Origin of the sequence: Sulfurimonas sp. NW15 (assembly GCF_051132285.1) — a bacterium.
GTDB lineage: Bacteria > Campylobacterota > Campylobacteria > Campylobacterales > Sulfurimonadaceae > Sulfurimonas > Sulfurimonas hydrogeniphila.
Genome location: NZ_CP093237.1, coordinates 1,282,111 through 1,294,049 on the forward strand (window position 1 = coordinate 1,282,111; position 11,939 = coordinate 1,294,049).

General features: G+C 37.8%; 12 protein-coding genes and 1 pseudogene. 6 read left to right on the top strand and 7 right to left on the bottom strand.

Annotation, left to right across the window (positions count from 1 at the left end; translation table 11 throughout):
* Positions 1-8: 8 nt before the first annotated feature.
* The 3 genes from speA (at position 9) to MLC52_RS06580 (ending at position 3,798) form a co-directional block, all read left to right on the top strand.
* Positions 9-1,838 (top strand): biosynthetic arginine decarboxylase, encoded by a 1,830-nt coding sequence (speA, locus tag MLC52_RS06570; protein ID WP_151900251.1) that lies wholly within the window; start codon positions 9-11, stop codon positions 1,836-1,838.
* A gap of 8 nt (positions 1,839-1,846) precedes the next feature.
* Positions 1,847-2,548, top strand: a complete 702-nt coding sequence (gene cysE, locus MLC52_RS06575) for a serine O-acetyltransferase (protein WP_151900250.1) — start codon at positions 1,847-1,849, stop codon at positions 2,546-2,548.
* A 77-nt stretch (positions 2,549-2,625) separates the two neighbouring features.
* Complete coding sequence (locus MLC52_RS06580; RefSeq protein WP_434579697.1) at positions 2,626-3,798, top strand: pyridoxal phosphate-dependent aminotransferase; 1,173 nt, start codon at positions 2,626-2,628, stop codon at positions 3,796-3,798.
* A gap of 8 nt (positions 3,799-3,806) precedes the next feature.
* Here MLC52_RS06580 and MLC52_RS06585 read toward each other — a convergent pair whose 3' ends face one another.
* From MLC52_RS06585 to MLC52_RS06615, 7 genes are all read right to left on the bottom strand, one after another.
* Positions 3,807-4,010, bottom strand: coding sequence for a hypothetical protein (locus tag MLC52_RS06585; protein WP_151900248.1), 204 nt, complete (start codon positions 4,008-4,010; stop codon positions 3,807-3,809).
* Positions 4,011-4,030: 20 nt separating this feature from the next.
* Positions 4,031-4,981 (bottom strand): UDP-3-O-(3-hydroxymyristoyl)glucosamine N-acyltransferase, encoded by a 951-nt coding sequence (gene lpxD, locus MLC52_RS06590; protein ID WP_346388801.1) that lies wholly within the window; start codon positions 4,979-4,981, stop codon positions 4,031-4,033.
* Positions 4,982-4,985: 4 nt separating this feature from the next.
* The gene (gene ilvN, locus MLC52_RS06595) at positions 4,986-5,462 is read right to left on the bottom strand and encodes an acetolactate synthase small subunit (protein ID WP_151900246.1); all 477 of its coding nucleotides are present in this window, start codon (positions 5,460-5,462) and stop codon (positions 4,986-4,988) included.
* Complete coding sequence (locus MLC52_RS06600) at positions 5,462-7,159, bottom strand: acetolactate synthase large subunit (RefSeq protein ID WP_346388802.1); 1,698 nt, start codon at positions 7,157-7,159, stop codon at positions 5,462-5,464. The genes ilvN and MLC52_RS06600 overlap by 1 nt, the downstream gene beginning before the upstream one ends.
* Before the next feature lie 80 nt (positions 7,160-7,239).
* Positions 7,240-9,366 carry a WD40 repeat domain-containing protein gene (locus MLC52_RS06605; RefSeq protein ID WP_434579700.1) on the bottom strand — a complete coding sequence of 709 codons (2,127 nt, stop codon included), beginning with the start codon at positions 9,364-9,366 and terminating at the stop codon, positions 7,240-7,242.
* A gap of 2 nt (positions 9,367-9,368) precedes the next feature.
* A complete protein-coding gene (ilvA, locus tag MLC52_RS06610) occupies positions 9,369-10,571 on the bottom strand; it encodes a threonine ammonia-lyase (protein ID WP_346388804.1) in 1,203 nt (400 codons plus the stop codon).
* A gap of 2 nt (positions 10,572-10,573) precedes the next feature.
* Complete coding sequence (locus MLC52_RS06615) at positions 10,574-11,005, bottom strand: CoA-binding protein (protein ID WP_151901512.1); 432 nt, start codon at positions 11,003-11,005, stop codon at positions 10,574-10,576.
* A 165-nt stretch (positions 11,006-11,170) separates the two neighbouring features.
* Between MLC52_RS06615 and MLC52_RS06620 the strand changes: the two genes are divergently transcribed.
* The 3 genes and pseudogenes from MLC52_RS06620 to MLC52_RS06630 form a co-directional block, all read left to right on the top strand.
* Entirely contained in the window at positions 11,171-11,383 is a 213-nt protein-coding gene (locus MLC52_RS06620) for a hypothetical protein (protein ID WP_151900242.1), read from the top strand.
* Between the two features lie 13 nt (positions 11,384-11,396).
* Positions 11,397-11,678 carry a phage integrase central domain-containing protein gene (locus MLC52_RS06625; RefSeq protein ID WP_434581627.1) on the top strand — a complete coding sequence of 94 codons (282 nt, stop codon included), beginning with the start codon at positions 11,397-11,399 and terminating at the stop codon, positions 11,676-11,678.
* Positions 11,647-11,883, top strand: a pseudogene (locus MLC52_RS06630) (IS3 family transposase); the annotation flags it as partial. The gene MLC52_RS06625 and the pseudogene MLC52_RS06630, both read left to right, overlap by 32 nt.
* Between the last annotated feature and the right edge of the window lie 56 nt (positions 11,884-11,939).

Sequence of the window (11,939 nt, forward strand, 5' to 3'; positions counted from 1 at the left end):
GATAAATGATGAATAATTTCGGCCTTGATATCTGGGCAAACAAAAACTTTATTATAGAAGACGGTGAAATCAAACTTAATTACAAATCTATGCCTTCTCTGCTTGATATAGTCAACAATATACGGGCAAAAGATGTTAAGGGACCTCTCCTTTTACGATTTCCTCATTTGGTCAAAAGACAGATTAAAACACTCTACAACTATTTTGAAAAAGCTATTGAAGAAAACAACTATAAAGGAAAGTTTAAAGCTGTTTTTCCGCTCAAAGTAAACCAGTTTCCGGCAGCTGTTGAGGCAATTACATCACAGGGCGCAAAGTATAACTACGGACTTGAAGCCGGAAGCAAGGCTGAACTTATTTTGGCAATGAGCAAAGTGCTTGACGGAGCCAACATTACTGTCAACGGATTCAAAGACGAAGAGATGCTTACGCTGGGATTTATAGCAGCACACAGTGGTCAAAATATCACCATCACCATAGAAGGGCTCAATGAACTTGAAACCATCATTGATGTAGCTTCCAAATCCAATTTAAAAGTTCCAAATATCGGCATACGTGTCAGGCTGCACAGTGCAGGCAGCGGCATATGGGCAAAAAGCGGTGGAATGGATGCAAAATTCGGACTGACTTCAACAGAAATCATTGAGGCAATAAAACTCCTCAAAGATGCGAATCTGCTTGAGAAACTGACAATGATTCATTTTCATATCGGCTCACAGATAGCAGACATTGCTCCGCTGAAAAAAGCACTCCGTGAAGCCGGAAATATCTATGCGGAACTGAAAAAAATGGGTGCTGATGCACTTTCAAGTATCAACATCGGCGGCGGTTTGGCTGTAGAATATGACCAACATGAAAAATCACATGCACGTAACTACTCAATAGATGAATTTTCAAGTTCTGTTGTTTTTTTACTTGGTGAAATCATGGACAGCAAAAATGTTGCACATCCGGATATATTTACGGAATCAGGACGTTTTATAGTTGCTTCACATGCTGTATTAATCACACCTGTTTTAGAACTTTTCACTCAGGATTATCAAGAAAAACTTTTAAATTTTAAAGAGTCAAATCCGCCTTTGGTTGAAGAACTTATAGAATTGAACAGACTTCTTAACAATGCCAACTGTATAGAATATCTTCATGATGCGCTTGACCATATGGAATCACTTTTCACACTTTTTGATTTAGGCTATATTGATCTGCAGGACCGTTCAAACGCAGAAATTCTGGTGCATAATATTATAAAAAAAGCACTCTATCTTAAATCAGCCAATCCGACCAATGAACTCGAACAGCTCCAGATCAAGCTCCAGGAACGCTATCTTATTAATGCTTCTGTTTTTCAGAGTCTGCCTGATTACTGGGGACTGGGACAGCATTTTCCTGTGATGCCCATTCATCATTTAAACACAACACCGCTCAGAGCAGCATCTCTTTGGGATATTACCTGTGACAGTGACGGAGAAATAGGCTTTGATCCGGACAAACCTTTATATCTCCATGACGTTAATATTGATGAAGAAGATTATTTTTTGGCTTTTTTCAATATTGGTGCCTATCAGGAGACACTGGGAATGAACCATAATCTTTTTACACACCCCAGTGAGTATACAATTTCAATCAATGACTCCGGATACAATATAACAAATGCAGTAGAATCAAAAAGTATTTTGGAGATACTTGAATCAATAGGATATGACAAACATGAAATATTAAATCAAGTTAAAAACAAACTCTCAAATGCCAGCTTTATTACAGAAAAAGAAAAAAATGATACACTGCTGCAGCTAGAAAGATTTTTATATCAAAATGGCTATTTAAGAACAACAAATTAAGGATGAGCATGGGAATATTTGCCGATATCAAGGAAGACTTTTCAAATGCGTACAGAAATGATCCTGCATTAAATTCAAAAATTGATTTTTTATTTAATTACCCTGGTGTATGGGCAGTTGCATGGTACAGAATAGCGCACAAACTTTATACAAACAACTTTACCCGTACAGCAAGGGCAATCATGGGAATAACCCAAATACTTACAAATATTGACATCCACCCTGCCGCGAGTATTGGTAAGCGTGTCTTTATTGACCACGGTTTTGGAGTTGTAATCGGAGAGACTGCCATCATTGAAGATGATGTGCTCATATATCAGGGTGTAACACTCGGTGGTGTTTCTTTAACTCACGGCAAACGACATCCGACTATCAAAAAGGGAGCGGTAATCGGAGCCGGCGCAAAGATACTGGGAAACATCACAATAGGCGAATATGCAAAAATCGGTGCCAACTCGGTTGTCGTCAAAGAAGTTCCTGATTGTTCCACAGCAGTCGGTTTGCCTGCACATATCATTGAAAAAGGGAGATGTAAAGATCCTTTTATGCACAATATGCTCCCTGATATAAACAAAGAGATGTTTGAATACCTTCTCAAGCGTGTGGCTATACTTGAACATATTTTAGTAAAAGAAAATAAAGATCTTCTAGATCAAGACCTTGAACTTGAACATATATATGAATCTTTTATAAAATCAATGAAAAATTAATTTTTCGCTCTTTTCTCAACAAATATACATCTTTTTTTTAGTATAATTTATCAAATATATTATAAAAAAGGGTTCAAATGCTAGCAAAACGCATAGATAAACTATCTGAATCAATTACAATAGCAATTACAGCGCTTGCACAAGAGTTAAAAGCAGAGGGTAAAGACATTCTCAGTTTTTCAGCCGGAGAACCGGATTTTGATACACCAAGAGTTATCAAAGACGCGGCTATAGATGCAATCAACAACGGTTTTACAAAATATACCGCAGTAGATGGGATTCCGGCCATCAAAGAAGCAGTCGCTGCCAAACTCAAAAGAGATAACGGTTTAACATATGACCCTAACCAGATTATCATTAACAATGGCGCAAAGCATTCCTTGTTTAATCTTTTTTCTGTAACAATTGAAAAAGGCGATGAGGTTATTATTCCTGCGCCATACTGGGTAACCTACCCTGAACTTGTGAAATATTTTGACGGGACTGTCGTAGAAATTCAGACAAGTGATGCGACTGCCTTTAAAATCACTCCCCAACAGCTCAAAAAAGCATTGACACCAAATACAAAAATGCTGATTCTTACAACACCGTCAAATCCTACCGGTGCAGTTTATTCCAAAGAAGAACTCACTGCTTTGGCAAAAGTGCTTGAAGGGACGGATGTTCTTGTAGCCAGCGATGAAATGTATGAAAAACTGATATATGACGGGGATTTTACTTCAGCAGCAGCAGTCAGTGAAGACATGTTTAAAAGAACAATCACCATCAATGGTTTAAGCAAGTCAGTTGCCATGACAGGCTGGCGTTTCGGATATATGGCATCGCACCATACCGAAATTATCAAAGCAACAAAAAAACTGCAGTCACAAAGCACATCCAATGTCAATACCATGACACAGTATGCTGCTATTGCAGGACTTGACGGCAGTGCAGATGAAGATATAGAAATGATGCGAAAAGAGTTTATCAAGCGTCGTGATGAAGCTGTAGAACTTTTTAATAAAATCGACGGACTCAGTGTTTTAAAACCGGATGGTGCTTTTTATCTTTTTGTCAATATTCAAGAAGTCAGTAATGATTCACTAGGCTTTGCAAAAGAACTTTTAGCAGCCAAAGGTGTAGCCGTTGTTCCTGGTGTTGGTTTTGGAAGCGAAGGGTATTTCAGATTCAGTTTTGCTACGGGAATTGCAACTATCAGAGAAGGTATTAAAAGAATTGATGAGTTTGTGCAGGAACTCAAAGCAAAGTAGGCAAAAACCTACTTTAGCTCAGATAAAGCTTTTATTACTTCATCCAGGTTATCCAATGGAATATGCACTTTCCATTCCGGATTTTGGGCATCACCTGAGAGTGAAATTCCTATACTCGCTACAGTACCGCTTCCCTCACCATATGGTTCCTCAAGTTTTGTTACCGATATAACACCGTTTTTTGTTCCACTTAACGGGATTGTTTTTGACATACTAACTCCTTGTTGTGTTTTTACTTGATAAGTCTAGCAAGTTTTGCCTGAAGTTTAAGCCATTGTCTGTGCCCCATCAAAGGAAAACCTGCATATGTCTTTCCGGGTTCTTTTACAGAGTTTGTTATTCCGCTTCGTGCAGCAAAAGTTGAAAAAGGGGCAACCTCCAGGTGACCGGCTGCGGCAGCCTGCCCGCCCATAACAACATTTCTGCCAAGTTTTGTTGAACCTGCAAGACCAGACTGAGAAACCATAACACAATACTCACCGATTTCACAGTTATGTCCAATCTGCACAAGATTGTCAATGCGTGTTCCTTTTTTTATCAAAGTAGAGCCAAAAACAGCTCTGTCAATACTGGTATTGCTTCCAATTTCAACATCATCTTCTACAACTACATTCCCATTTTGATAAATCTTTTTATGCTCACCTTTTTCATTTGTCGCAAATCCGAATCCGTCAGAACCTATAACTGTGTTTGCATGGATTATACAGTCATTGCCGATTTGACAGTCTCTGTATATTGTCACACTTGGATAAATAACTGTATTGTTTCCTATAACACTTTTTGCACCTATATAAACATGTGCCAAAACTATACAGTTATCACCGATTACCGCACCATTTGCTATTTCAGCCTTGGGAGAAATTTTTGAATTTTTCCCAATCTGCGGGAGAGGAAGTCTCTCATCTTCTACAGGCGGTGCAAAATATTTTGAGAGTATGGCCATGGACCAATAAGGATTTTTTGTTACCAAAGGAATACAGTTTGCAGGGAGTTTTGAAGCTAATTTTTCGGAAATTATAACTGCTGCAGCTTTTGTATTTTCGAGATCTTTTACATATTTTGAGTTGGACACAAAAGAGACTTCATTCTCTTTTGCATCTTTAAGAGTATTTATTCCTACAATATCAATATCATTGTCGACAATACTACACTCTAATGTTGAAGCTATTTTACTCAGCTTCATCTTTTTATCTCTCTAAAGCAACAGCGCCGCTTCTGACTATCTCTTTTGGATTATATTTTTTAATCGCCTGAAGATAGTGATCGACTCTTTTGGGCTCGTCAGCAACCATGGTTATAATGACATCATTGCCAACATTGACTATTTTTCCATTGTAAGCATTACAGATAGCGCTGATATCACTTATATTTTCTGTAATAGGAAATTTGACCAGTGCCATCTCTTTTTCAACCAAATCTGCATGTTCATAAACCCGTAAAACAGGAATGAGTTTGTGCAACTGTTTTGTTATCTGCTCAATCACACGCACCGAACCTGATGTGACAATTGTCAAACGGGAATATTTACTCTCAGGAATTGGGGCAACAGTCAAGGATGTAATGTTGTAGCCACGTCCGGAAAAAAGATCGGTAATTCGGGACAATACACTCGCTTCATTCACAACGATAACGGAAACTACTCTTCTTTCTGTATTGTCAGTCATTATTTACTCTCCTTTTTCTCTAATAACATCATATTAAACAGGCTTCCGCCTGATGGAACCATTGGCATAACATTTTCAAACCGTTCAACTTTAACATCAATAAATGCAACAATATTCTTTTCTACAGCCTCTTTTAAAGCGGCATCAAATTCCTCTTTTGTAGTAACTCTGTACCCTATTCCGCCAAAAGCTTCCGCAAGTTTCACAAAATCCGGCTGTACAGAAAGATCTGTTTCACTGTGGCGTTTGTCATAAAAGAGTGTCTGCCATTGGCGAACCATACCCAAAAAATTATTATTCAGAATAATATTGATTACCGGTAGTTTTTTCTCAACGGCTGTCATCAACTCCTGGCAATTCATCAAAATAGAGCCGTCTCCGGTAAAGTTGATACTCGTTTTTTCAGGAACAGCCGCTTTGACACCCATAGCAGCCGGAAAACCAAAGCCCATAGTTCCGAGTCCACCGGAACTTATAAACTGACGGGGTCTCGTAAACGGATAAAACTGTGCCGCCCACATTTGATGCTGTCCGACATCTGTTGAAATATTTGCATCATCACCTAGAAGCTCACCTACACGTTTTACTACCCACTGTGGCTTGATATTTTCTGTATCTTCATGAAATGTCAGTGGATGCAACTCTGCAAAATTTTCTATCGTTTCTCTCCACTGTTCATAGTTATCACTGTTTACCATGGAAGTGAGTTTAAGCATCTCATTGACAACATTTTTTACATCACCTACTATAGGATAGTTTGCATTGACAAGCTTTGAAATACTTGCAGGATCTATATCTACATGTATAACCGCAGCATTTTTTGCAAATTCACTTAATTTTCCGGTAACACGGTCATCAAATCTGGCACCGAGGGCAATGACCAGATCTGTTTCGCTCATCGCCATATTTGCCGCATAGGAACCATGCATTCCTAGCATCCCTATAAGCAGGTCATCATCATAAGACAATGTGCCGCGAGCCATAAATGTCTCAACCGCTGGAATACCGGTCGTATGTACCAGATCTCTTACTTCATACGCTGCATTTGAATTAATAATTCCGCCGCCGAGGTAAAACAAAGGACGTTTTGCATTTGCTATCGCCTCCATAGCTTTTTTGATTTGACGGGGATTGCCTTTGACATGCGGTTTGTATGTTTCTAAATCCAGCTCCACATCATAATCAAATTCTGCAACCTGTGCAGTCACATCTTTTGGTATATCAACATGAACCGGGCCTGGACGGCCTGTTCGTGCTATATAAAAAGCCTCTTTTAGTATACGCGGCAGATCTTTTGCATCTGTAACAAGATAATTGTGTTTTGTACAGGAACGGCTTATTCCAACCGCATCAATCTCTTGAAAGGCATCTGTTCCGATTAAACTCATTGGAACCTGTCCTGAGATAACCACCAAAGGAATAGAATCCATGTATGCATCTGCTAAACCTGTTACAGCGTTTGTGAACCCAGGACCGCTTGTTATCATAGATACCCCGACTTTTCCGCTGGCTTTTGAATAACCCTCTGCAGCATGAACGGCTGCCTGCTCGTGACGAGTTAATATATGTTGAAATTTGTCTTGTTTGTAGATTTCGTCATAGACATTCATAATTGCTCCGCCAGGGTAGCCAAAAACTGTATCTACGCCTTCTGCAATTAAAGCTTCAATGACCATCTGTGCGCCACTAATTTGCATGAAAAGTCTCCTCTGTATAATATATAATTTTAAAAATTCGCTAATTATACTTCAGGAGAGCTATAATTGAGGTTAAAGCATTAATCTAAAATTGATTTTACAATCATTGAAGGCCGCCACATAGAGAGCGAACCTTTTTTTAACTGTTCTATATCCAATTTTGTATCTTTGTATCTTTTTTTAAATATTTCAAATAATATTTCTATTTGGTCGTCAATGCCAAAATTTAAAATATAATTTTTAATGCCGTTTTCTATCTCTTTGCGATCTCTTTTTTCTCTTATGGCTGTTTCGAGTTGATTTATATACGTCCAGGCAAATATAGTTGCCAGGGCTGTCGTTTTTGAACTGATATCAAAATATTTATGTAAAATGTTTTTTACCCCGTTTACATCACCGACAGCTGCAAAACTGTTTGCTTTGATTAGATCAGCATCCCATTCATTTTGAAGCTTTTCTCCTGCTTTGGTTTCTTGGAGTTCTTCATATTCTGCCATCATATTATATGCCGTTTGATAATCACCATTCTCTACAGCATCATAAAATTTCTGCTTGTTTTGTATCTCTTTGAACATAAGCTCAACTTCATCTTTAAAATCTGTAAATGTACTGAGCAGATTCATCAGTTTCATAGCAGCTATATTTTCACCTTCATATATTAGTTTTTGGATTTTCATATAGATAGTGTCGGCATATTTTATCATCGAGTCATACTCCGGAAACTCCTTTAAAAAAGGGTTCTGATGAACAAGAGCAGATGCCAGTTTAAAATCTTTTTTGCCAAGAGCATTTCTGAATCTTTTATAGATTGCACCCTTTGTTAAAACATCCTGAATAAAAGTTGTTTTATTGCTGATACCTCTATAGGGAGCCAAAATCTCTTTGGCACGTTCCATCTGATTTGGCTGCAAAGCATATTTCAGTGCCTGAAACAAATCCTTTTTCCATCTGTCTTCTAAAAGTTTATATATTTTTGATTCTTTGTAAACCGGATATTGGTTTGCCAGGCTGTATGCCAGTGCCAGTTTTCCGTTTTTTGCGAGTTGTACAAATTTATCATACTCAGCATAATCACTTACAAGTTTTTGTATAACTCTGTTTTTGCTGGGAATCTTCATGAAATTTTTGAGCATTAACAATGCCTGTTCTTTTTTCCCGTTTTGGAAAGCTTTTTTTGCCTTTTCCAATGTGTTTTCCCATAGGTTTGAAACTAAATTATATATATCCGTATAACGTAAAATAGGATTCTTTTTTACCTCTTCTTCAATTGCGTCTATGTCCTGTTTCATTAAAAGATTTTTTAATGTATCAACTTTTTCAAATATGTCATAATACATCAGGAATCCATCTTCTGTTCCAACAATAAGGTGATTATGCTCATCATCAAAAGCCAAACTGACAATAGGCGAAGTAATCTTTATAAATCTCGGTGCTATCAACTCATATGTATTTAAATCATATACTAAAATATATCCCAACTTCGTACTTAAAAACAGAAATTTTTCATCTCCGCTGATTACAAGCTGGGTTACATCATCATGAATACCTTCTAATCTTTGAATAACCTTACCACTGTATATATTCCAGATAATCGCTTTTGAATTTTTATCAATACTCACCAGTTTGTTTCTGCCAAAAAATTTTAGTTTCATAACTGGTGCAGAGTGGGCTTTTAACTTTTCTTTCGGAGTCATTGTTACCAGATTAAACAGTGTGATTTTTCTGTCATAACTCGCTATAGCTACCCAGTTTCCGTTTTTTGAAAAAGAGACATCATTAATGGTATCGGCATGATGGGGAAGTGTAAACACAATCTTTCCGCTTTTAACATCCAATGCAAAAGTTTTGCCGTCTTCTCCGCATGAGAACATATACCTGGAGAGCGGGTCTATACCGACACAGGAAACTTCCCCCTGGTGTCTGGTAACTCTGGCAATCGCTTTTTTTGTTTGGGCATTATAGAGTCTTGACTCTTTTGCATCTGCTGACATTGTTGCAAAATAATTGCCGTCATAGCTGTAATCCACCACATTATTTTTATAATATTTGTGTTCAATATTAACTTTAAATCCGCTTTGCACTTTCAGGCTGTCTTTGTCGTAAAACCTTACAGTAGTTTTAGAGTCTATAACAACAAGACGCTTGTCTTTTAAAATTTTTATCAAGATTACAGGATATACAATACTTTGACTTTTAACAGTTTTCATTTTCAGTCTCTCAAATAACCCTCTTTTACAAGAGCCTCTTTAATTTCTTCCTGATGCTGCTTTCCTTTTGTCTCCATATGCACGGTCACATTAGCATCTCCGTAATCCAGCGATACGGACGTTCTGTCATAAGAAATATGCACAATATTTGCATTTAACTCTTGGAGTATCTGCGTAAAACGCATCAAAGAACCCGGCTTGTCAACCAATGTGACGGTAATTTTCATTTTGCGATGAGACTTCAGAAGACCCTTTTCTATAATGACAGAAAGGAGCGTAACATCCATATTTCCCCCGCTCAGAACAACTGCAACATTTTTGTCTTTTAGATAATCCAGTTTATGATGCAGTAGTGCCGCAACACCGACAGATCCGGCTCCTTCAACCACCAGTTTTTGTTTCTCAAGTAAAAACAAAATGGCACTTGCTATCTCCTCATCATCTACACTTATTATCTCGTCCACACACTCAAGGGCATGTTTGAGAGTAACCACAGAAGTGTCGCGTACTGCTATCCCGTCGGCTATCGTTCTTACGCTTGTAGAATCAACAGCTCTTTTTAAATCATAGGAATTTTTAAATGCAGGTGCACCTTTGGCACTCACACCAATTACTTTTACAGCGGGGTTGACAGCTTTGAGAGCACTGGCCATACCGGCAATAAGTCCACCGCCGCCGACAGGAATGAGGACAGCGTCAAGTTCTTGGCATTTTTCAAGAATTTCCAAGGCTACAGTACCCTGTCCTGCCATCACCTCTTCATCTTCAAAAGGATGCACAAAAGTCAAATGATTTTTTTCGCCATACTCCTTTGCATAGGCATAGGCTTCATCATAGTTTGTGCCAGCAAGAATCACCTCTGCACCGAAATGTTTTACTCCGTCTATCTTTGTAAGCGGTGTCGATTCCGGCATTACTATCACTGCTTTTGTATCAAAAGCGGCAGCGGAGTAGGCCACCCCCTGGGCATGATTGCCGGCACTTGCTGCGACAACACCGCATTCTCTTTGCTGTGGTGTCAAAGTAGCTATTTTATTATATGCACCGCGAAGTTTAAATGCTCCTGTTATTTGCAGGTTCTCTTTTTTCAAATATACCTTGCATCCGGAAATTTCACTCAGATATGGAGCATATGAAAAAGGAGTGTTGACAACAACTTCTTCTATACGTTTATGCGCATCTTTTATTTTTTGTAAAGGAATCAAAATCAGCCCTGTAGATTTCGATGATCAACCATAGTGCACTGGTTTTGTACAACTTTCATTCCTGCATCCTGTGCTTTTTTAGCGGCTTCATTGTTTACTATACCTTTTTGTGCCCAAAAAACTTTTACATCACCACGTTTTATGCAGGCATCGGCAATGGCATCAAGTGCTGCGGGTTTTCTGAAAATATCAACCATGTCAACTGCAAAAGGAATTTCAGCCAAAGAGTTATAAACTTTTTCTCCAAGAATCGTCTCTCCTTTTGGATAAACAGGAATTATTTTATACCCCTGATCCTGAAGATATTTGGCAACCCTGTGACTGTCTTTGCTCTCATCAGGAGAAAGCCCCAAAACTGCAATCGTTTTAACACTCTCAAAAATCTCTTTTACTTCATCCATATTTGAATTAACTGTAGGAAATTCGCACTCCATTTTCGTCCTTTTTTAAATTTTATCATTTCTCATCAAATCGCTTAAATTTCCCCATTTAAGGGGTGTTCAAGCATTTTCTATGTTATCATACCTTTGCAAAAAAAGTCCAATTTACTCATATCATTTGGACTATTTTGGGACTCAAATCAATCCAAGGAGCCAGCTATGAAAACACTTTTAAAACGCATTCCTACCAACACAGCAGGGGTTTTTTATAAGGAAATTGTATCGAAAAATAATAAAATAATAGATAAAATCTTTTTAATCCGATATACCGATGCAAATAATAAACAAAGATTAAAAACTATAGGGAAAAAATCAGATGGGATTACAGAAGCTTGTTGTAAAGCAAAACTGAGCGAAATTAAAACTTGGTGAGGATCTACCCCATATTGCAAAAAGAAAATCCAAACTCACTTTTGATGACTTAGCAGAAAAATATTTTGCTGATAAAACGCACACAACCAAAGAAGCAAACAAAGAGAAAGCAAGATATATAAATCATATCCAAAAAGATATCGAACACATGCTTCCAGAAAATATCTCTTCTGATCAACTCTTAAAAATGCAGACAAACTTCAAAAAGAGATTCTCTCCAAGAACAACTAACCATCTCATCTTTTTAATTGGAACAATTTTTAAGTATGCCACGCAAAGGAAACTGTTGGGATAACGCGGTGGCAGAGAGCTTTTTTCATACACTCAAAACGGAACTCATTTATCATGAGATTTTTGAGACAAAAGCACAAGCCAATCAAGCTATATTTGAGTATATTGAGGTTTATTATAGCCGACAAAGAATGCACTCTGCAAATGGTAATTTATCACCTGTAGAGTTTGAAGAAAAAATGATGTTACAAGTTGAAACAGCAGCTTAGAATCTTTATGGATAAGTATGAAATAGGGTTGACACATCAAAATATGAATCAAGTTT